22 protein-coding genes are annotated in these 21,455 nt (G+C 52.1%); 18 read left to right on the forward strand and 4 right to left on the reverse strand.

The window, feature by feature from the left end:
* Positions 1-3: 3 nt before the first annotated feature.
* The 10 genes from ACH0WD_RS11150 to ACH0WD_RS11195 all read left to right on the forward strand — a co-directional run bounded on the left by ACH0WD_RS11150 (position 4) and on the right by ACH0WD_RS11195 (position 9,495).
* Positions 4-1,332, forward strand: coding sequence for an MFS transporter (locus tag ACH0WD_RS11150; RefSeq protein ID WP_000948161.1), 1,329 nt, complete (start codon positions 4-6; stop codon positions 1,330-1,332).
* Positions 1,333-1,474: 142 nt separating this feature from the next.
* Positions 1,475-2,866 (forward strand): hexose-6-phosphate:phosphate antiporter, encoded by a 1,392-nt coding sequence (gene uhpT / locus ACH0WD_RS11155; RefSeq protein ID WP_000879181.1) that lies wholly within the window; start codon positions 1,475-1,477, stop codon positions 2,864-2,866.
* Positions 2,867-3,058: 192 nt separating this feature from the next.
* Entirely contained in the window at positions 3,059-3,511 is a 453-nt protein-coding gene (locus tag ACH0WD_RS11160) for a DUF1198 domain-containing protein (protein WP_001519640.1), read from the forward strand.
* A 352-nt stretch (positions 3,512-3,863) separates the two neighbouring features.
* Positions 3,864-4,607 carry a GntR family transcriptional regulator gene (locus tag ACH0WD_RS11165; RefSeq protein ID WP_000854956.1) on the forward strand — a complete coding sequence of 248 codons (744 nt, stop codon included), beginning with the start codon at positions 3,864-3,866 and terminating at the stop codon, positions 4,605-4,607.
* Positions 4,608-4,624: 17 nt separating this feature from the next.
* On the forward strand, positions 4,625-5,098 hold the full coding sequence (locus tag ACH0WD_RS11170; RefSeq protein WP_001152234.1) for a PTS sugar transporter subunit IIA: 474 nt from the start codon (positions 4,625-4,627) through the stop codon (positions 5,096-5,098).
* Entirely contained in the window at positions 5,095-5,382 is a 288-nt protein-coding gene (locus ACH0WD_RS11175) for a PTS sugar transporter subunit IIB (RefSeq protein ID WP_000041396.1), read from the forward strand. Before ACH0WD_RS11170 ends, ACH0WD_RS11175 begins: the two co-directional genes overlap by 4 nt.
* A 75-nt stretch (positions 5,383-5,457) precedes the next feature.
* On the forward strand, positions 5,458-6,816 hold the full coding sequence (locus tag ACH0WD_RS11180) for a PTS galactitol transporter subunit IIC (RefSeq protein ID WP_000997825.1): 1,359 nt from the start codon (positions 5,458-5,460) through the stop codon (positions 6,814-6,816).
* A complete protein-coding gene (locus ACH0WD_RS11185) occupies positions 6,809-8,293 on the forward strand; it encodes an L-fuculokinase (protein ID WP_001113560.1) in 1,485 nt (494 codons plus the stop codon). Before ACH0WD_RS11180 ends, ACH0WD_RS11185 begins: the two co-directional genes overlap by 8 nt.
* Positions 8,294-8,355: 62 nt before the next feature.
* The gene (locus ACH0WD_RS11190; RefSeq protein ID WP_001131798.1) at positions 8,356-9,216 is read left to right on the forward strand and encodes a class II aldolase; all 861 of its coding nucleotides are present in this window, start codon (positions 8,356-8,358) and stop codon (positions 9,214-9,216) included.
* A gap of 9 nt (positions 9,217-9,225) precedes the next feature.
* A complete protein-coding gene (locus ACH0WD_RS11195; RefSeq protein WP_000621109.1) occupies positions 9,226-9,495 on the forward strand; it encodes an HPr family phosphocarrier protein in 270 nt (89 codons plus the stop codon).
* 90 nt (positions 9,496-9,585) lie between these two features.
* Here ACH0WD_RS11195 and ACH0WD_RS11200 read toward each other — a convergent pair whose 3' ends face one another.
* Together ACH0WD_RS11200 and ACH0WD_RS11205 are read right to left on the reverse strand one after the other, a co-directional pair.
* A complete protein-coding gene (locus tag ACH0WD_RS11200; RefSeq protein WP_001274846.1) occupies positions 9,586-9,909 on the reverse strand; it encodes a DNA-binding transcriptional regulator in 324 nt (107 codons plus the stop codon).
* Positions 9,893-10,252 (reverse strand): type II toxin-antitoxin system RelE/ParE family toxin, encoded by a 360-nt coding sequence (locus ACH0WD_RS11205; RefSeq protein ID WP_001217953.1) that lies wholly within the window; start codon positions 10,250-10,252, stop codon positions 9,893-9,895. Before ACH0WD_RS11205 ends, ACH0WD_RS11200 begins: the two co-directional genes overlap by 17 nt.
* 215 nt (positions 10,253-10,467) lie before the next feature.
* Between ACH0WD_RS11205 and nepI the strand changes: the two genes are divergently transcribed.
* Positions 10,468-11,661 (forward strand): purine ribonucleoside efflux pump NepI, encoded by a 1,194-nt coding sequence (gene nepI / locus ACH0WD_RS11210; protein WP_001004796.1) that lies wholly within the window; start codon positions 10,468-10,470, stop codon positions 11,659-11,661.
* A gap of 59 nt (positions 11,662-11,720) precedes the next feature.
* Here the strand turns inward: nepI and ACH0WD_RS11215 are convergent, their stop codons facing one another.
* Positions 11,721-13,103, reverse strand: a complete 1,383-nt coding sequence (locus ACH0WD_RS11215) for a glycoside hydrolase family 1 protein (RefSeq protein ID WP_001270478.1) — start codon at positions 13,101-13,103, stop codon at positions 11,721-11,723.
* Positions 13,104-13,208: 105 nt separating this feature from the next.
* Positions 13,209-13,502 carry a YicS family protein gene (locus ACH0WD_RS11220; protein ID WP_000824220.1) on the reverse strand — a complete coding sequence of 98 codons (294 nt, stop codon included), beginning with the start codon at positions 13,500-13,502 and terminating at the stop codon, positions 13,209-13,211.
* 196 nt (positions 13,503-13,698) lie between these two features.
* Here ACH0WD_RS11220 and dagR point away from each other — a divergent pair, with 196 nt between their 5' ends.
* The 7 genes from dagR (at position 13,699) to ACH0WD_RS11255 (ending at position 21,232) form a co-directional block, all read left to right on the forward strand.
* Positions 13,699-16,497: a transcriptional regulator DagR gene (gene dagR / locus ACH0WD_RS11225; RefSeq protein ID WP_001252658.1), complete on the forward strand. Its 2,799-nt coding sequence runs from the start codon at positions 13,699-13,701 to the stop codon at positions 16,495-16,497.
* 218 nt (positions 16,498-16,715) lie between these two features.
* Positions 16,716-17,141, forward strand: coding sequence for a PTS sugar transporter subunit IIA (locus tag ACH0WD_RS11230; protein WP_000214106.1), 426 nt, complete (start codon positions 16,716-16,718; stop codon positions 17,139-17,141).
* Positions 17,142-17,151: 10 nt separating this feature from the next.
* The gene (locus ACH0WD_RS11235) at positions 17,152-17,637 is read left to right on the forward strand and encodes a PTS system mannose/fructose/N-acetylgalactosamine-transporter subunit IIB (protein ID WP_001284295.1); all 486 of its coding nucleotides are present in this window, start codon (positions 17,152-17,154) and stop codon (positions 17,635-17,637) included.
* Positions 17,638-17,782: 145 nt separating this feature from the next.
* Positions 17,783-18,532, forward strand: coding sequence for a PTS sugar transporter subunit IIC (locus ACH0WD_RS11240; protein ID WP_000380259.1), 750 nt, complete (start codon positions 17,783-17,785; stop codon positions 18,530-18,532).
* Positions 18,529-19,389, forward strand: a complete 861-nt coding sequence (locus ACH0WD_RS11245) for a PTS system mannose/fructose/sorbose family transporter subunit IID (RefSeq protein WP_001526325.1) — start codon at positions 18,529-18,531, stop codon at positions 19,387-19,389. Before ACH0WD_RS11240 ends, ACH0WD_RS11245 begins: the two co-directional genes overlap by 4 nt.
* Before the next feature lie 3 nt (positions 19,390-19,392).
* Complete coding sequence (dgaE, locus tag ACH0WD_RS11250) at positions 19,393-20,502, forward strand: D-glucosaminate-6-phosphate ammonia lyase (protein ID WP_000188466.1); 1,110 nt, start codon at positions 19,393-19,395, stop codon at positions 20,500-20,502.
* Complete coding sequence (locus ACH0WD_RS11255; protein ID WP_001186148.1) at positions 20,489-21,232, forward strand: 2-dehydro-3-deoxy-phosphogluconate aldolase; 744 nt, start codon at positions 20,489-20,491, stop codon at positions 21,230-21,232. The genes dgaE and ACH0WD_RS11255 overlap by 14 nt, the downstream gene beginning before the upstream one ends.
* The last annotated feature ends 223 nt before the right edge of the window (positions 21,233-21,455 follow it).

The following is a 21,455-nucleotide window of genomic DNA, read 5'->3' on the forward strand; positions in this document are numbered from 1 at the left end:
ATAATGCTTTCGTTTTTAAAAGCCCCGGCCAACGCGCCGCTCATCACCGATAAGCACGAGGTTGACGCCCGCTATCGCTACTGGCGGCGGCACATCCTGATCACCATTTGGTTGGGTTACGCGCTGTTCTATTTCACCCGTAAAAGCTTTAACGCCGCCGCGCCGGAAATCCTTGCCAGCGGCATTCTGAGTCGCAGCGATATCGGCCTGCTGGCGACGCTGTTTTACATCACCTACGGGGTGTCGAAATTTGTTTCCGGCATCGTTAGCGATCGCTCTAACGCTCGCTATTTTATGGGCATCGGGCTGATTGCGACCGGCGTAGTGAATATTCTGTTCGGCTTCTCGACCTCGCTGTGGGCCTTTGCTCTGCTATGGGCGTTGAATGCCTTTTTCCAGGGGTTTGGATCGCCGGTTTGCGCCCGTTTGCTGACCGCCTGGTACTCGCGTACCGAACGCGGCGGCTGGTGGGCGTTATGGAACACCGCGCACAATGTCGGCGGGGCGCTGATCCCTCTCGTTATTGCCGCTGTCGCCCTGCATTATGGCTGGCGTGTCGGGATGATGGTGGCCGGATTGCTTGCCATCGGGGTGGGCATGGTCCTCTGCTGGCGGCTGCGCGACCGTCCGCAGGCGATTGGTTTACCGCCGGTAGGCGACTGGCGGCACGATGCGCTGGAGGTCGCCCAACAGCAAGAGGGCGCGGGGCTAAGCCGCAAAGAAATCCTCGCTAAATATGTGCTGTTGAATCCCTATATCTGGCTGCTTTCGCTGTGTTACGTCTTAGTGTACGTGGTGCGTGCGGCGATCAATGACTGGGGCAACCTGTATATGTCCGAGACGCTGGGCGTGGATTTGGTCACGGCCAACACGGCAGTATCGATGTTTGAGCTGGGGGGATTTATCGGCGCGCTGGTGGCGGGCTGGGGCTCGGACAAACTCTTCAACGGCAACCGCGGACCGATGAATTTAATCTTCGCCGCCGGGATTCTGCTCTCTGTGGGTTCGCTGTGGCTGATGCCGTTCGCCAGTTACGTGATGCAGGCGGCCTGTTTCTTCACCACCGGTTTCTTTGTTTTCGGCCCGCAGATGCTCATTGGCATGGCGGCGGCGGAGTGCTCGCATAAAGAGGCGGCGGGCGCGGCCACCGGCTTTGTCGGCCTGTTCGCCTATCTCGGCGCGTCGCTTTCCGGCTGGCCGTTAGCGAAAGTGCTGGAGATCTGGCACTGGACCGGTTTTTTTGCGGTCATCGCCATCGCGGCGGGGATCTCCGCGCTATTGCTGCTGCCATTTCTGAACGCCCAGGCCCCACGCGAGACCAGCGAAGCGTGACGCACCTCACCTTTTTGCGCTGAATGGGGCAAAACTAAGAAATTTTCCCGGTTTTGCCTGGACGCTGTCGCAGGCCACTTTTCCTGTGGATTTTTACAATGCCTGCCATTCGCAGGTATAAAAATTAGCTCAGGAGTAATCCATGCTGGCCTTCTTAAACCAGGTGCGCAAGCCGACCCTGGATCTGCCGCTCGATGTGCGGCGTAAAATGTGGTTCAAGCCGTTCATGCAGTCCTATCTGGTGGTTTTTATCGGCTACCTGACCATGTACCTGATCCGCAAAAACTTTAACATCGCGCAGAACGACATGATCTCTACCTACGGGTTGAGCATGACCGAGCTGGGGATGATTGGCCTGGGCTTTTCGATCACCTACGGCGTGGGGAAAACGCTGGTTTCCTACTACGCTGACGGTAAAAATACCAAGCAGTTTCTACCGTTTATGTTGATCCTCTCCGCTATCTGTATGCTCGGCTTCAGCGCCAGTATGGGCGCGGGGTCAACCAGTCTGTTTCTGATGATCGCTTTCTATGCCCTGAGCGGTTTCTTCCAGAGTACCGGCGGATCGTGCAGCTACTCGACCATCACCAAATGGACTCCGCGTCGTAAACGCGGCACCTTTCTCGGCTTCTGGAATATCTCCCACAACCTCGGCGGCGCGGGCGCGGCAGGCGTGGCGCTGTTCGGCGCCAACTACCTGTTCGACGGTCACGTCATCGGCATGTTTATCTTCCCGTCGATTATCGCGCTGATTGTTGGCTTTATCGGTCTGCGTTTTGGCAGCGACTCCCCGGAGTCTTACGGTCTGGGCAAAGCTGAAGAACTGTTCGGCGAAGAGATCAGCGAAGAGGATAAAGAGACTGAAGAAAACGAAATGACCAAGTGGCAGATCTTTGTTGAATATGTGTTGAAAAACAAAGTGATCTGGCTGCTGTGTTTCTCCAATATCTTCCTGTATGTGGTGCGTATTGGTATCGACCAGTGGTCAACCGTCTACGCCTTCCAGGAACTGAAGCTCTCCAAAGAAGTGGCGATTCAGGGCTTTACCTTGTTTGAAGTGGGCGCGCTGGTCGGCACGTTGCTGTGGGGCTGGCTCTCTGACCTGGCGAACGGTCGTCGTGCGCTGGTAGCCTGTGTGGCGCTGGCGTTAATCATCGCCACCCTCGGCGTCTACCAGCACGCCAGCAACCAGTATGTCTATCTGGCCTCGCTGTTCGCGCTCGGTTTCCTGGTGTTTGGGCCGCAGCTGTTAATTGGCGTGGCGGCTGTCGGTTTCGTACCGAAAAAAGCCATCGGCGCTGCGGACGGTATCAAAGGAACCTTCGCTTATCTTATCGGCGATAGCTTTGCCAAGCTGGGTCTGGGCATGATTGCCGACGGCACTCCCGTTTTTGGTCTGACCGGCTGGGCGGGCACCTTCGCCGCGCTGGACGCCGCCGCGATCGGCTGTATCTGCCTGATGGCGATGGTCGCCGTGATGGAAGAGCGCAAAATCCGCCGTGAGAAAAAAATTCAGCAAGTCAATATCGCTTAAATGTGTGCATTTGGTAACGTTTTGCCCGGCTTAACGCCGGGCTTTTTTATGCCTTGCGTTCGTCAGACAGGACATCCGGCGTCTGGCGTAAATGAAGACAGGCGTTAATAAATCACATCCTGACAGGCCAGAACGTCGACAGTTATAAATTTACCGTTATGATGGGCATCCTGTTTGGTGACGGATGTGCGCATGATTTGGTTGATTCTGGCCACGTTTGTGGTGGTGTTTATTGTGGGGTTTCGGGTGCTGACATCGGATACCCGCCGGGCGATTCGCCGTTTGAGCGAACGTCTGAATATTGATGTAGTGCCGATAGAATCGATGATTGATCAAATGGGTAAAACGGCGGGCGGTGAATTTTTACAGTATCTGCATCGCCCTGATGAGTCGCATTTGCAAAATGCCGCTCAGGTGTTACTGATCTGGCAAATGGTGATTGTCGATGGCGGCGATCAGAATTTGCAGCGGTGGCATCGGTTGCTGCAAAAAGCGCGTTTAGCCGCGCCGATCACCGATACACAGGTACGGCTGGCGCTGGGCTTTTTGCGCGAAATGGAACCCGATATGCAGGAGATCAACGCGTTTCAACTGCGCTATAACGCCTTTTTTCAGCCGGAAGAGGGTGTCCACTGGCTGCATTGATACTCTTCACTATCTCGTTAACAAAAGACGAGATGAATGAGGCTGGCAAGGGCGGCGAGCCACGATTAACGGCCGGGTGGCGCGATTCATCGTTAACTAAATAAAGCGTAGCCGCCATCGTATTTGCTAAGGGTGAACCACAGAAGTAACGCACCGAATAACCGCTAACGACGCCAAAACATCAGAGGCTTATAGCTCATCATTTCCGTGACATATATCACGGAAATGTGATCTTGTTTTGAACACTAAAACTGTGACTCCTTGCCATACCTCCTGTCTCAAAATTTCTTATCATAAACTCGAAGTTGTACATGATTGTCTATAGACAACTCTAAATGTTTAGGCGCGCACCATGAAAACATTGAGTAAAAGTTCACACATCCCACTGTATCAACAGGTTGTGGAGTGGATAAGGGAAAGTATTTATAGCGGAGAATTGGTTGAGGATGACCGGATACCTTCAGAGTTTCAAATCATGGATATGCTGGAGGTGAGTCGCGGTACCGTTAAAAAAGCGGTTGACCAACTTGTCCGGGAAGGTGTTCTTGTGCAAGTGCAGGGTAAAGGAACTTTCGTAAAGAAGGAAAATGTTGCTTACCCACTGGGTGAAGGTTTGCTCTCCTTTGCTGAAGCCTTAGCCAGCCAGAAGATAAACTTCACAACCAGTGTTATAACCTCCCGACTGGAGCCCGCTAACCGCTTTGTAGCAGAGAAACTGAGTATCAAACCGGGACAAGATGTTTTATTTCTTAAACGCCTTCGTTGTATTGGCGATGAAAAAGTCATGTTGATTGAAAATCGTATCAACATTGATCTCTGCCCCGGTATTATTGATGTAGATTTTACCAGGGAGAATTTATTTTCAGCAATAGAAAGATTATCTGATAAGAAAATAAGTTTTTCTGAAAGCCGTTACGCAGCTAAATTAATTGGTAATGAGCGAGGCCATTATCTTGATATTGGTGAAGACGCACCTGTTTTGCATTTGGAACAGTTGGTATTTTTCTCTAGAGGATTGGCCATTGATTTTGGTAACGTCTGGTTAAAAGGTAATAAATATTATCTTGGCACTATTTTACAGCGCCTGGATGCCTAACTAGCAAAGAGGAATCTATGCAGGATATTCATTTTCGCCGTCATTATGTTCGCCACCTCCCTAAAGAGGTGAGTCAGAATGACATAATCAAGGCTCTTGCCAGTCCGTTAATTAACGATGGTATGGTTGTATCTGATTTTGCCGATCACGTCATTACGCGAGAACAGAATTTTCCAACGGGTCTACCGGTTGAGCCTGTAGGCGTCGCTATTCCACATACTGATCACAAGTATGTTCGCCAAAACGCCATTAGCGTTGGAATACTGGCAGAACCCGTCAATTTCGAAGATATGGGCGGGGAACCAGATCCCGTACCTGTCAGGGTGGTGTTTATGCTTGCTTTAGGTGAAAGCAATAAGCAGCTCAACGTACTGGGTTGGATTATGGATGTGATCCAGGATGAGGATTTTATGCAGCAGTTACTGGTCATGAATGATGATGAAATTTATCAGTCAATTTACACACGCATATCTGAAAGAGGTGAAGTATGAGTAAAATGATACTATTTGTTTGCGCAACGGGTGTTGCTACTTCCACGGCTGTGGCAGAAAAAGTAATGGAATATTGTAAAGACAATGGGCTTGATGTTAATTATTCCCAAACTAATGTAGCCTCATTGCCAAACAATACCGATGGTGCAGCTTTGGTTGTATCAACAACGAAAGTTCCTTATGAACTGGATATTCCGGTTGTTAGTGGTCTGCCAATCATTACCGGAGTAGGTGAAGATAAAGTTCTTGAAAAAATAGTTTCAATCCTTAAAGGCCAAGCCTGATTTCATAAATAAAAAACAGATAAATTATCCAGGCGCTAACGCGAGGTCTGGTCACATCTGAATAAGAGGTCGGATATGAATGATATAGCACATACTCTCTATACCGTTGTGCAATATGTCCTGGGGTTTGGCCCAACGGTTTTATTGCCGCTGGTCCTTTTTTTCCTGGCATTGTTCTTCAAAGTAAAACCCGCTAAAGCACTTCGCTCATCGTTAATTGTCGGAATAGGGTTTGTCGGAATTTATGCCATCTTTGACATACTTACCAGCAACGTAGGCCCGGCTGCACAGGCAATGGTTGAGCGAACTGGTATTAGCCTTCCTGTTGTCGATTTAGGCTGGCCACCATTGGCCGCAATTACCTGGGGCTCACCAATCGCACCCTTTGTCATTCCGCTGACGATGCTGATTAATGTCGCCATGCTGGCCCTGAATAAGACACGTACTGTTGATGTCGACATGTGGAACTACTGGCACTTTGCCCTGGCTGGAACGCTGGTTTACTACAGCACAGGGAGTTTTGTTTTGGGTCTGTCCGCAGCCGCTATTGCCGCGATCGTGGTTCTCAAACTGGCGGACTGGTCTGCGCCATTAGTGGCAAAGTACTTCGGTCTGGAAGGTATTTCACTTCCGACCCTGTCATCTGTCGTCTTCTTTCCGATTGGATTGCTGTTCGACAAAATTATCGACAAGATCCCTGGTGTTAACCGTATTCATATTGATCCGGAAAACGTTCAGAAAAAAATGGGAATCTTCGGCGAGCCTATGATGGTGGGTACTATTCTGGGGGTCTTGTTGGGCATCATTGCCGGGTATGACTTTAAACATATCCTGTTGCTGGGGATCAGCATTGGCGGTGTCATGTTCATTCTTCCGCGTATGGTACGAATTTTGATGGAAGGTTTATTACCTCTGTCTGAAGCCATTAAGAAATATTTGAATGCCAAATATCCTGGCCGTGATGATCTCTTTATCGGACTGGATATCGCGGTAGCAGTAGGTAACCCAGCCATTATATCTACAGCACTGATTCTGACACCCATCTCTGTCTTTATTGCATTCCTTCTTCCCGGCAATAAAGTCCTGCCACTGGGAGACCTTGCGAACCTGGCAGTCATGGCTTCCATGATTGTACTGGCATGTCGTGGCAATATTTTCCGGGCTGTGATAACCGCAATTCCTGTTATTGTCGCCGACTTGTGGATTGCGACCAAAATTGCGCCATTTATTACCGGTATGGCTAAGGATGTCAATTTCAAAATGGCTGAGGGGTCAAGTGGTCAGGTATCAAGCTTCCTTGATGGCGGTAACCCCTTCCGTTTCTGGCTGCTTGAAATATTCAACGGAAATATTATTGCTATCGGGCTGATTCCTGTGCTTGCGCTGGTTATTTATGGTGTTTTTCGCCTGACAAAAGGAACGGTTTATGCCTGATTACCACGCAGCGCTTGTCATTGACATTGGCACAACTAACTGCAAAGTCAGCTGTTATTCCTGTCATGACGTGTCAGTTCTGGAAGTCCGCAAGTTTCCGACGCCAACAATATCGTCGGACAAAGGCGAGGTAGATTTCGATATCGAAGCGCTGTGGCAGGCACTGCGACTGGTAATGGCTGAACTGGTGGCTTCAGTACCGTTTCCGGTAAAAAATATCAGTATTGCGAGTTTCGGTGAGTCTGGCGTCTTTGTGGATAAGGAGGGCGTCATTCTTACCCCGATGCTGGCCTGGTATGATCGACGTGGTGAATCTTATCTCTCGTCATTAAGCAAGGCAGAGGCTGAAGAACTGTATTCTATAACGGGATTGCCACCTCACAGTAATTACTCAGCATTTAAAATGAGATGGTTGCTTGATAACTACTCCTTGCATGAAAGAAAAGATATCTGCTGGTTACATGCTCCAGAAGTGTTGTTGTGGCGAATGACAGGTGCGAAAAAGACGGAAATATCCCTGGCCAGTAGAACGTTGTGTCTGGACATTGCTCGCCGTACCTGGTCTCGTAATGCTGCCGGGATTCTCGGCATACCGTTCGGTGTACTGGCTCCGTTGATAAAGCCGGGTGAAGTGGCCGGATGGGTGACTGCAACGCTCAGGCAGGAGTTGGGATTACCACATGAGGTAAAAGTCACCCTGGCCGGACACGATCATATGGTCGGTGCCCGCGCATTACAGATGCAACCGGGCGATGTGCTGAATTCTACCGGCACGACAGAGGGTATTTTACTGCTGAATACACAGCCAACGCTTGATGTGCAGGCTCGCAGGGATAAGCTGGCAAATGGTTGTTACTCCGATGGTGAATTTTTCACGCTTTTCGCTTCTCTGCCTGTCGGCGGTTATGCGCTTGAATGGGTGAAAAAAACCTTTCGTTTAACTGATAAGGAAATAAGCACAGGCCTGGAAAAAGCCATGGAGCAATACCTCAAACCTTCCTGGTCTGTCGAGCATGTGCCGGTATTTATTCCTCATTTGCGGGGCTCGGGTTCGCCAAATAAAAATCGGCACACTCGTGGCCTGCTTTTTGGTCTGACGGATTCACTTCCTCCGGAGTCTCTGCTTGAGAGTGTCTTTATTGGCCTGGCGATGGAGTTTGCACACTGTCACGGGTGCTTTAATATCCCGGCGGGCAGGACAGTAAAAGTCATTGGTCCTGCGGTGAAAAACCCATACTGGCTCCAGTTGAAGGCTGACATCCTCCAGTGTCCAATTGAGGCCATTGCTTTTGATGAAACCGTCTCCCTTGGAGCATTGTTGATAGCCTGTCCGAATGTTGTCCCCCCGACTGTTCCTGTGGCTGATCGATATTTTCCTGACGCGGTTCGTTCTGCAAAGTTGAAAATATATCAGCAGCAATGGCTGTCATTTTATCAATTTAAACTGCGGCAAGAAGGGGCGCTTATTGGTGAATAACTGTGATAACTCAATAGTTCGATAATTTACTTACACTGCTCACATAAATATCTGGAGTTAATATGCCTTTAGTCAATGGTAGGATCCTGCTCAATTGTATTCAGGAAAAACATGTCCTTGCGGGTGCATTTAATACAACGAACCTGGAGACAACAATTTCCATTCTTAATGCAATAGAACGTTCCGGATTGCCCAATTTTATTCAAATTGCTCCTACTAATGCACAGCTTTCAGGTTACGATTACATTTATGAAATTGTTAAGCGGCATGCCGACAAAATGGATATTCCTGTCAGCCTGCATCTGGATCATGGGAAAACTCTGGAAGATGTTAAGCAGGCTGTCCGGGCCGGATTTACCTCAGTAATGATTGATGGCGCGGCGCTACCGTTCGAAGAAAATATTGCATTTACCCGAGAAGCTGTCGATTTCTGTAAATCATTTGGTGTTCCCGTCGAAGCGGAATTAGGCGCTATTCTGGGTAAGGAAGATGATCATGTCAGCGAGGCTGACTGCAAAACTGAACCTGAGAAGGTTCAGCGCTTTGTTGAGGAGACAGGGTGCGACATGCTGGCAGTGTCAATTGGTAATGTACATGGTCTTGAAGATATCCCACGCATTGATATCCCGCTATTACAACGCATCGCGTCTGTCAGTCCGGTACCTTTGGTTATTCATGGAGGTTCTGGTATTGACGCGGATATTCTTCGCAGCTTTGTTAATTACAAAGTAGCCAAAGTGAATATTGCGAGTGATTTGCGTAAAGCCTTTATTACTACTGTCGGTAAGGCTTGGGTAAATAATAACAACGAGGCTAATCTGGCACGTGTCATGGCGAACGCAAAACAGGCAGTTGAGGATGATGTTTATTCTAAAATTAAGATGATGAATAAAAATCACTCAGCATTCCGCAAAGTCTCTTAAGGAAAATATATGATTAGACAAACAGTACGCGTTATGAACAGTACGGGGCTTCATGCGCGGCCAGCCGCTACACTTGCGAAAATTGTCAAAAAATACCAGTCTTCATTAACGCTAGTTAATAATGACAAAGAAATTCCCATTAAAGGAATGATGAGTATTTTGGGGGCTGGCGTAAAGGGAAACACAATGATTGATTTAATTTGTGATGGACAGGATGAACTGGCTTTTATGGATGAATTAAAATCTGCATTTGCTGATGGCTTTGGTGAGTCAGTATAGTGCAATTCCCATCAAACGGCGCAGGAAGTTGTAGAGGCTTCCTGCACTCATGATCGTATGAATAGCCTTAACAGACCATCGGTAAAACCCTCATACCAGCACCTTTAGCCCGTGTTTTTGGACAACATTAAGTAGTTTCAGTGACATCCCGCTGGGACGCTTGGCGCCGCTTTCCCACTTTTGAACCGTTGATACGCTGGTATTCAGGTACCGAGCGAAAACCGGCTGGCTAACGTTGAGTTCTTCTCGTAACGCTTTTATTTCAAGTGGCTGCAGGTCTTTGATGCTGCTTAAGCAGGTCGTGTCAAAACTGCGCATTGTCTCCTGGGGAATGGCATCCACGCTAAATAATCCAGATGCCGCGCTATGAATCGCTTCAAAGGCAGGGCTTTTGAATTTAGTTTTTGCTGACATGGCGCACCTCTACCAGTTCTTTGTTATTAATGAGTGCCGTTATCTGATCTTCGGTCAGGCAAGCATAGTGTTTTGCTAACTCACGGAAACCCGCGAGTTCGCGATAGCTAATGTTGGCCATATCCTGTTTGGCATACAGGAAGGTGTAAAACCAATGTTCGCCTCCCTTTGCCAACACGATTGCGCGATCGCGGTTTTGATTGAGACGTTTTTTATAAACTCCGCCGCCGAGATTATCTGCTTTTCCTTGCAGTACGGCGTTGATGGCCTCGCTTAACTCGTCGTCTTTTATCGTGTGGGACTTCGCTTCTCTGTTAAACCACCTGGTTTTGAAGATTCGCATCAGGTTGACATCCTGTAATCTAAAGTATAGCACCAGGTGATACACTATGTCTTACCTTTTGGTTTTACACGCAGCGAGAGAAGATAATTCTCAACGCTCGACCAGCCTCGCAAAATGCAGCGCAACAATGTCAGTTGCTAAAACGTTAATCAGATCACATTTTGTAATGTTACACTGCGTGGATTTTCCGCACTAAAACGACGCAGGTGACCACAATGAATGAAAATATCGCAGAAAAATTCCGCGCTGATGGGGTTGCCAGGCCTAACTGGTCAGCCGTTTTTGCCGTGGCGTTTTGTGTCGCCTGCCTGATTACCGTTGAGTTTTTGCCCGTTAGTCTGTTGACGCCGATGGCGCAGGATCTGGGGATCTCCGAGGGCGTCGCCGGTCAGTCGGTCACCGTTACGGCGTTTGTCGCGATGTTTTCCAGCCTGTTCATTACCCAGATTATTCAGGCGACCGACAGGCGTTATATCGTTATTCTGTTCGCCGTTTTGCTGACGGCTTCTTGTCTGATGGTCTCCTTTGCCAACAGCTTTACGCTGCTATTGCTGGGCCGCGCCTGTCTTGGGTTGGCGCTGGGCGGATTCTGGGCGATGTCGGCGTCGCTGACCATGCGACTGGTTCCCGCGCGTACCGTGCCGAAAGCGCTGTCGGTGATTTTTGGCGCGGTTTCCATCGCGTTAGTGATCGCCGCGCCGCTGGGCAGTTTTTTGGGCGGTATTATTGGCTGGCGTAATGTCTTTAACGCCGCTGCGGTGATGGGCGTACTGTGCGTCATCTGGGTGGTGAAATCACTGCCGTCGCTGCCGGGCGAACCTTCTCACCAGAAACAGAATATGTTTAGCCTGTTGCAACGCCCTGGCGTGATGGCCGGGATGATCGCCATCTTTATGTCTTTTGCCGGGCAGTTCGCTTTCTTTACCTATATTCGCCCGGTCTATATGAATCTGGCGGGCTTTGACGTTGATGGTCTGACGCTGGTGTTGCTCAGTTTTGGTATTGCCAGCTTCGTTGGCACTTCTTTCTCATCTTATGTCCTGAAACGTTCGGTAAAACTGGCGCTGGCCGGTGCGCCGCTGCTACTGGCGCTGAGCGCGCTGACGCTCATTGTGTGGGGAGGCGATAAAACCGTGGCGGCGGTCATAGCGATTATCTGGGGGCTGGCGTTTGCGCTGGTGCCGGTGGGATGGTCAACGTGGATCACTCGTTCCCTTGCCGATCAGGCGGAAAAAGCCGGTTCCATCCAGGTCGCGGTGATTCAACTGGCAAATACCTGTGGCGCGGCGGTGGGCGGTTATGCGCTCGACAATTTCGGGCTGCTTTCGCCGCTGGCGCTTTCCGGCGGACTGATGCTGTTGACGGCGTTAGTCGTGGCGGCGAAAGTCCGTATTACGCCAATGAGTTGATATTGCTGCCATTTGTAGGCCGGATACGACGTTAGTCGTTATCCGGCAATAATAAACGCTTAATCAAAACCGTTATGCTCTGCGGTGGCGGCAAACCATTCTCCGCTTTTTTTCACCGTGCGCGTTTGGGTGGCTAAATCCAGTTGTACAAAACCATAGCGATTTTTATAGCCGTTCAGCCATGACCAGTTATCGATAAAGGTCCACATGTGGTAGCCAAGACAGTGACAGCCCTCGCTAATGCCTTTATGCAGCCATTTAAGATGCTCAGAGATAAAGTCAATCCGGTAATCATCGTGAATCTGTCCCGCTTGCACAAAACGCTGCTCGTTCTCAACGCCCATCCCGTTTTCGGAGATAAAACAGCGCGGATTGCCGTAATGATCCCGTAGGTTGGTGATGATGTCGTAAATTCCTGGCGCGTAAATTTCCCAGCCGCGGTAAGGGTTCATCTTGCGCCCCGGCATGTCGTAATAGTCAAATAACCACTCCGGCATAAACGGCGCTTGCGGATTCACCGCCGTATCACGGCATTTCACGCGGCGCGGCTGATAATAGTTAATCCCCAGTAAATCGATTTTGCCGTCGGCAATAAGCTGACGGTCGCCTGGCTGACAGGCAGGCAGCTGGTCATAGGTTTTCAGCAGCGCCACCAAGTCCGCCGGGTATTCTCCCTTTAATACCGGGTCAAGAAAACTGCGGTTGAATAACAGATCCGCATGATGCGCGGCTTGCACATCGGCGGGATGCTGCGAGCGTGGGTAGGACGGCGTCAGATTCAGCACTACGCCGATTTCACCGTCGTAGCGCCCGGCGCGCCAGGCGCGCACGGCGGTCGAGTGCGCCAGCACGGTATGGTACGCCACGGTGGCCGCACGTTTAAAATCCACCACATTGGGATAGTGGAAGTCGTACAAATAGCCGCCTTCCACCGGCACAATCGGCTCGTTAAAGGTAAACCAGTGCTTCACGCGGTCGCCAAACAAGGTAAAACACGTTTGCGCGTACCGACCAAACGCCTCTACGACGTCGCGATTTTCCCAGCCGCCTTTCTCCTGCATGACCATCGGCATATCAAAATGGAACAGCGTAATAAACGGCGTGATGCCCTGCGCCAGTAGCTCGTCGATGACGTGATTGTAGAAGCTCACCGCTTGTGGATTCACCTCGCCTACACCGTCTGGAATGAGCCGCGCCCAGCTTAGCGAGGTGCGAAAACTGTTGTGTTTTAACTGTTTCAGTAGCGCGATGTCTTGCTTCCAGTGGCGATAGAACGTTGAGGTTTCCGCTGGACCGATGCCCTGATGAAAACGACCCGGCTGGCGCTCGAACCACACATCCCACGTGGTCTGGCTTTTACCGCCATTCAGACTATCCCCTTCGGTTTGCAACGCTGAGCAGGCGCTGCCCCACCAGAAGTTATCGGGAAAACGGTATCGCATTGTCGTACTCCTTGATCGCGTAAATTCGCTCCAGAATACGCGCTTTTAGCGAACAGAAACCGGTTACAGTCCGCATTTTCGCGACCAAAAAGCGGAAAAGCGGTGCTACATCTCCGGGCATTCCACCTTGCCGAGAGCCTGCCAGTAGTTATGCTGATTGTTGCGCTCTATCGCGATCATCGCCTCCCGAATATGCTGCTGGTTCCCCTCGCTCGCCATGATTTTTTTCTCCCAGGCTTCATCGGTTAGCGCGCCTTTGGGCGTACACATTTTGCGCAAATCCTTTAAAATCGTGGTTTTTTCATGCGCCGACTGGAGTGAGCTAAACGGAGAGTCGGCATACGTGACGCCCGGTAGCGCGACAAGTGTGGCAATAAGCAGAAGCGTTTTTCGTTTCATAAACGGTATCCTTATCGGTTTGCACTTTTTCAAGAGTAAGTGTAGACCGTGCGACGTTCACTCATCGGGGCGTGCTATCCGTTGGCGTTGAAGTCAGGCAAAAGTGGGAAGGCGGTTTCTCGCTGCGCCTTCACTTTCTTGCGTGGCAGAATAGTGTATGTTCTGACTACTCTTTTATTTCGTAAGCGGTAGTGTAATGAGACGTATTGAGATCGTACTGGGAGAGCTGGAACGGCTGACGCGCGGGCTATGTCTTGCCGATTTGGCGCAGGAGACGGCGTTTACGGCGGAGGCGATAGGTTTCAATCTTGGGCTGGCGCGTAACTCCGTCAGCAAAGATCTCAATCAGTTATGGAATGACGGCCTGGCAATCAAAAGCCGTGGCCGCCCGGTCTATTTTCTGCATCGCCAGGCGCTGGAAATGTTGCTGGGACGACAGCTGGAAGAGTCTGAACGCGAGGTGCGGTCGGTGGCGGATGTGCTGCCGCATGAAGAGCATTATGCGCCCGACGATCCGTTTACCAGCCTGATTGGTTACGATCGCAGCCTGCGCGATGCGGTAGAAAAAGGCCGTGCGGCGGTGCTCTATCCGCACGGTTTACACGTTCTGCTTACCGGGCCGTCCGGCGTCGGTAAAACCTTTTTTGCGGAACTGATGCACCGTTTCGCCTGTGAACAGGCGAGCGGCGCTATCCCGCCGCTGGTCTACTTTAACTGCGCGGAATACGCCCATAACCCGGAACTGCTCTCCTCGCATCTGTTTGGTCATCGGCAGGGGGCGTTTACCGGCGCGAATGAACATAAAACAGGCCTCGTGGAGCAGGCGGACGGTGGTTATCTGCTGCTGGACGAGGTGCACCGTCTGTCTTATGAAGGGCAGGAAAAGCTGTTCTCTATTCTGGATAAAGGCGAGTACCGTCCGCTTGGCGTGAGCAGCCAGCCGCGATCAATTTCGGTACGCCTGATTTGCGCCACTACCGAGCCGGTCGGGTCGGCGCTGTTACGTACTTTCCAGCGGCGTATTCAGGTATGCATTGATTTGCCGGGCATTCGCCAGCGCTCCGTTGAAGAACAGATCGAACTGATCGTGGGGTTCTTACAGCGGGAAAGCCGCAAAATAGAACGTACGGTCAGCATTGATAAACCGTTGTTGCTCTGGTTGCTGAATAAACCCCTGGAAGGCAATATCGGTCAGCTAAAAAGCGATATTCAGTTTCTTTGCGCTCAGGCGTGGGCATCGGGAATGACCGAGCATAACGACACGCTACAGCTGGATAAGCGGCTGGCGGAGATGTCGGTTAACCCGACGCCGGAACAGCGTCTATTGGTGGATACTCTGTTTGACGGTAAAGCGCGGCTAAATATAGACGCGCGCACGCTGCCCGCATTGAAGACGTCGCTGGCGACCGGGGCGGAAATTGAAGAGAGCGACCTCTTTTACAGCTTCCTGACGCGCGAGTATGTTAATTTGCGCAACAGTAACGTCCCCCCGGCGGAGACGCTGGCGATCCTGAAAAATAAACTCAGCTCGATTTTTGAATACGGTCTCTACAGCCGCGACAGCGTGGCGCATCCGCCGCGCTATGGCGACCAGATTGAAGAGCGCGTGACGCTGCTGATTGGCTGCGTAGAGCAGGTGTTGGGATTTTCGCTGCCGGAAAATCTGGTTAACCCACTGCGTAAACACTTCCTGGCGCTGATAGGCTACGTGCAGCGCGGCCTGATCCCGCAGCTTTACTCTTCCAGTTTGATCCTGGATCGCTGCAAAGACGAATATGACAACGCCACGCTGCTGTGTCGGAAAATCAACGAACTGCTGCATATTCAGTGTCCGGCGACGGAAGTGGTCTGGCTATGCCTGTTCCTGAAAGAGTGCCGCCATTATCGTCAGCGTATCGATGCCAGCCCCGACTGCGGGGTCATTTTGATCGCCCACGGCGCGACCACCGCCACCAGCCAGGCGCAATATGTCAACCGCGTGCTGGAGCGCGAGCTGTTCAGCGCCATCGACATGCCGTTTGAACAGTCGGTGCATGACACGCTGGAAACGCTGACCCAAATGATTCAAACCCGCCAATATCGGCGGCTTATCCTGTTGGTGGACATCGGTTCATTGATCCATTTCGGCAGTACGATCAGTAAGTTATTCCAGATAGATGTTTTGCTCATGCCGAACATCACGCTGACCAGTCTGCTGGAAGTCGGGCTGGATTTAAGCTATGAAACCAGCGACTTACCACAGCTGACGGCGCTCCTGCAGAGTAAAAATATCCCCTGCCAGCTTTGTACGCCGCAGCAGGAGAACGGCGGCAAAGTGCTGGTCATCTCCTGTATTACCGGCATGGGAACGGCGGAAAAAATCAAAAAGGTGCTGGAGGAGAGCTTTGGCGAACTGATGTCGCAGGACACCAGGATGGTGATCCTTGATTATAACGAGGTACGTAGTCTGGAGCGCGTTCAGCAGGCATTGAATGCCAGCGAGCGGCTGGCGGGGATTGTCGGCACTTTCCAGCCGGGGCTGCCGGATATTCCGTTTATTTCGCTGGAAGAGCTTTTCTCCGAACAAGGGCCTGAACTGGTGTTGAGCCTGTTAACGCCCGATCTGTCCAACGCTGAACGCCGTCTGGAGATGGAGCGCAGCGCCATGCGCTTTATCAGCGCGCTAACGATGGAGAGCATCATCAACCATATTTCCGTGCTTAACCCGCAGCGTATTCTGAAAGAGATGGAGGGCGTTTTTAACCATCTGACGTCTTCGCTTTCCCTGAAACCAAGCCGCCAGGTGACACTGCGCTTCCTGATCCACTGCTGCTGTATGGTAGAGCGTATTGTGATTAACCGTAAACCGTTACAGATGGCGCTGGAAAGTCAGCCGAATCTGGACGCGCGCGCTTTTAGTGTCATCAAATCCGCTTTTCTGCCGATCGAAGACGCCTACGCCATCCGTTTATCGGATGCGGAATATTTTTATATCTACGAACTGCTCTATAGCTAATCCTTTTACTGGCGGGGCTTCGCGCCTCGCCAGACCTTTCTTCTTCCTCGCGTGACACAAATTTTGGCACAACCTTTGCTCTTCTGATGATGCGTTAGGCCGGATAGCGGCGTAAACGCCTTATCCGGCCTAACGGGAGTGTTCTGTAGGCCCGGTAAGCGCAGTGCCACCGGGCAATATATGCCGGTGTTCTCATGTAATTGCGCCAGGAGGCCATTTTGACTACCACACAACCGTTGCCCCACATCCTGCTGCTGACGCATGGCGGCTGGGGACAACCGCTTTGCAACAGCCTGCGTATGGTCACGGGCGAAATTAAAGGCGTGACGGAAATCGCGCTAATGCCTGTCGATACGCTGGGCGAGTTTTATCAACGCGTCGAGGCCGTGGTGAAAACGCTGCCGGAAGGCTCGCTGATCCTGACGGATTTTGTCGGCGGCACGACGTCCAACGTCGCGGCGCGGCTAAGCGCCGATTATCCGGTGGCGGTGATTGCCGGATTGAATGCGTCGCTACTGCTGGAGGCGCTGGACAGGCGTGAACAAGGGATGCTAACCGCCTGCGTGGATGAGTTAGTTGAGGCCGGGCGCAGTAGCTGCCTGGATGTGGTCGCCCATGTACGTCAGCTACAACAATCACTCTAAGGAAAACATCATGGCCAATATCGTTTTATGCCGCATCGACAGCCGTCTCATTCATGGGCAGGTTGTCACGAAGTGGGTCGGACAATCTCAGGCGAACCGGATAGCCGTTGTGAGTGATGAACTGGATGCCGATCCGTTTATGAAAAATATCTACCTGATGGCCGCGCCGCCAAATATCAAAGTGGATTGCTTCGGCAACCAGAGTTTTGCCGCCGCATGGAAAGAAAATCAGCTTGGCGACGGTAACGTGCTGGTGCTTTTTCCCTCACTGGCGGCGGTGCAGGACGCCATACAACTGGGCTTTGACGTCACCCGCATTCAGGTTGGTGGTCTCGGCGGCGGGCCAAACCGCAAAGCGGTTTTTCAGAATATTACGCTGGATGAAAAAGACGTCGGCATTCTTAACGACCTGAAAAACCGTGGCGTTCAGGTATTTTTCCAGACCATTCCGGAAGATAAGCCGCAGCCGCTCGACGATATCCTGAAAAAATTCTAACCCTTTAATAGACACAAAATCATTCTGGATGCATCGAGGCGGCAACTGAGTGAATCCCCTGGAGCTTACTAAAGTAAGTGACTGGGGTGAGCGAAGGCAGCCAACAAAGAGGCAGCCTGAAGGATGAAGTGTATAGGATAACACTATGGATACCTTACTCTTTGCAAGCCTGATGGGGTTGTATTACTGGTTTGCCCGTTTACGCCTCGGCTACACCTTCTCCGCGATGCTGTTACAACCGGTGGTGATCGCGGTATTTGTCGGGCTTTTGCTTGGCAATATGCAGACCGCGATGATCATCGGCGCAGGGATGCAGCTCGTTTATTTGGGCGTGACCTCAACGCCGGGCGGCAACGTGCCGTCGGACCCGGCGCTGGCGGCCTGTATCTCCATTCCTATCGCGGTGAAGGCCGGTATGGACCCAAACCTGGCGATCGCGCTGGCAATCCCGTTTGGCGTGATTGGCGTGTTTCTCGATCAGCTGAGGCGCACGCTGAATGCCGCCTGGGTGCATATGGCGGATAAACACGCGGAAACGGCAAACATGGCGGGCATCATGCGTTGCGCCTTTCTTTACCCGGCATTGCTGGGGCTGGTGCTGCGCTTCCCGGTGGTCTTTGCCGCTAACTACTTTGGCCAGGATGTGGTGGAAAGTTTCCTTAAACTGATGCCGCACTGGTTAACCCACTCCTTTGAAATCATGGGCGGCATTCTGCCGGCGCTGGGCTTTGCCATCACCATTATGGTGATCGGTAAAAAGAGCCTGTTGCCGTGGTTTATCGGCGGGTTCTTCGCGGTGTTGTACCTCAAGGTCGACATCATGGCGATGGCCATCTTCGGCACCTGTGTCGCCTTCCTGATTAAAGGCCTGGCGAAAAATGAAGGAGCAGCATGATGAGCAGTGACGTAATGCAACATGAACTGGTTGAGCGCGCGCGGGAAAGCGGGGCGCTGACCAAAGCAGACATCACCAAAGCCTGGTTTATCTACTGGCTGGGCGCCGAGGTTTCCAGCTCCTATGAGCGCTTACAAAGCCTGATTTTCTGCGCCTCGATGACGCCGATCATCAAAAAACTTTACCCACAAAAAGAGGAGCAGGTAGAAGCGCTAAAACGCCACCTTAACTTCTTTAACTCCGAGCAGACCTTCGGCGCGGTGATTCAGGGCATCTCTATTGCCATGGAAGAACAAAAAACGCGCGGCGAGCCGATTAACGACTCGTCTATCACCGGCATTAAAACTGGCCTGATGGGGCCGCTTGCCGGGATGGGCGACTCGATTATCTGGGCGGCGGTGATGCCGCTGTTGATAGCGATCTTTATTCCGTTCGCGGCAAATGGCAGCGCAATGGGCGGTATTATCCCGCTGATTCTCTACCCGGCGATCACCCTGGCGATCAGCTACGGCATGGTCCACAAGGGATATACGCTGGGGCGTGATTCGATTATCGGCCTGCTGCAAGGGGGGCGAATCAAAGAACTGATCTACGGGGCCAACGTGCTGGGTTTGATCATGATGGGCGCGCTTTCCGCCAGCTACGTCAAAATCACCACGCCGTTAAAAATTAGCGCTTTGAAAGGATCTGAAGTGGTGGTTCAGCAGATCCTCGACTCTATCGCGCCGGGCTTACTGCCACTGGCGGCGGTATTCGCCATCTACTTCTATCTGGTAAAAAAAGGGCCGCGCTACACCACCATTTTGCTGTCGATTGTCGCACTGAGCATAGTCTGTTCGTTGTTGGGAGTGCTGTAAATCATGACGCCGAATATCTATCAACAACTGGGGTTGAAAAAGGTCATTAACGCCTGCGGCAAAATGACCATTCTGGGCGTCTCAAGCGTCGCGCCGGAGGTCATGCAGGCCACCGCGCGCGCGGCTTCCGCTTTCGTCGAGATTGATGCGCTGGTGGAAAAAACCGGCGAACTGGTATCGCGCTATACGGGTGCTGAAGATAGCTATATCACCTCGTGCGCCTCGGCGGGTATTGCCATTGCCGTCGCTGCCGCTATCACCCACGGCGATCGGGCGCGCGTCGCCCTGATGCCGGACAGTACCGGTATGGCCAATGAGGTAGTGATGCTGCGCGGGCATAATGTGGACTACGGCGCGCCAGTCACCAGCGCCATTCGTCTTGGCGGCGGGCGCATAGTGGAAGTGGGGTCGAGCAATCTGGCGGCCCACTGGCAACTGGAAAGCGCCATTAACGAAAAGACCGCCGCGCTACTGTATGTGAAATCACACCATTGCGTACAGAAAGGCATGTTGAGCATTGACGATTTTGTACAGGTGGCGCAGGCCAACCACCTGCCGTTGATTGTCGATGCCGCGGCGGAAGAGGATTTGCGCGGCTGGGTGGCGAGCGGCGCGGATATGGTTATCTATAGCGGCGCGAAAGCCTTTAATGCGCCAACCTCCGGCTTTATCACTGGTAAGAAAACGTGGATTGCCGCCTGCAAAGCGCAGCACCAGGGGATTGCCAGGGCAATGAAAATCGGCAAGGAAAACATGGTTGGGCTGGTGTATGCGCTGGAGAATTACCACCAGGGCCAGACGACCGTGACCGCAGCACAGTTACAGCCGGTCGCGGAAGCGATTTCCGCCATCCATGGACTTTATGCCGATATCGAACAGGATGAGGCCGGGCGTGCAATCTGGCGTATTCGTGTGCGGGTGAACGCATCTGAATTGGGGCTGAACGCGCAGGACGTCGAAGCGCAGTTGCGCGGCGGCGAGATAGCGATTTACGCCCGCAAATATCAGCTTCATCAGGGGGTTTTTAGCCTCGATCCACGCACGGTAGCTGAAGGGGAAATGGCATTGATTGTGGCGCGACTCAGGGAGATTGCAGAACATGCAGCAGATTAATTTTTATCGTCAGCGGGTAGCGATTAACGTGCTGGCAAAGGATATCGCCAACGCGAAGGCTATCTATGAAGCCGCCGAAGGCCATGCGGTCATTGGCGTACTTTCCGCGCAGTTCGCTACGGTAGAAGAGGGCGTGCCGGAGGTGAAACGCTGGATGGCGGAGGTGCCGTCTATCTCAGTGGGTCTGGGCGCAGGCGACCCGGCGCAGTACTACAAAGCGGCGATGATTGCCGCCCATACTCACCCGGCCCACGTTAACCAGACCTTTACCGGTAGCGGCTTCGCAGCGGGCGCACTGGCGGCGACAGGCGGCGAGCAAACACATATTAACGCCCTGGTCAGCCCGACGGGAACGCCTGGCGAGGTGGTGATTTCTACCGGCGTCAGCAGCAGCCAGGGAACGCCAGCCCGCGTTTCCTGTGAAGCGGCGGTACGCATGATGCAGGATATGGGCGCACATGCGGCGAAGTTTTTCCCGATGGGCGGCGAAAAGTCGTTACCGGAACTCTATGCGCTGGCGACAACCGCTGCCCGCCACGGCATGACGCTTATCGAGCCGACCGGCGGTATCTCACTGGATAATTTCGGTATTATCCTGCAAACCTGCCTGGAAGCAGGCGTGCCGCGCGTCATGCCGCATGTTTACAGCTCGATTATCGATCCGCAAACCGGCAATACGCGCCCCGAAGAGGTCATTCGGTTGATGGAGATAGTCAAAGCGCTGGTGTGAGATTTATCGCCGAAGAGCGCTGCGTTCACCTGGCCTACAGATGACGTGTATTTGTAGGCCCGGTTAGCGTTACGCTACCGGTCGATAATGCGTAGCAGGCCGGGCAAAAATGTACGTATTGCAGCCGTCAGTGATTCCCTTTCGAGCCTCCTCGCAGGGGTAAATTTTCCTGAATGCTGTCTGTATTTTTGGCGAGTACAGTGGCGTCATCTTATGCCTCAGG

This window comes from Salmonella sp. 2020_1395, from assembly GCF_043848115.1.
Classification (GTDB): Bacteria; Pseudomonadota; Gammaproteobacteria; order Enterobacterales; family Enterobacteriaceae; genus Salmonella; species Salmonella enterica.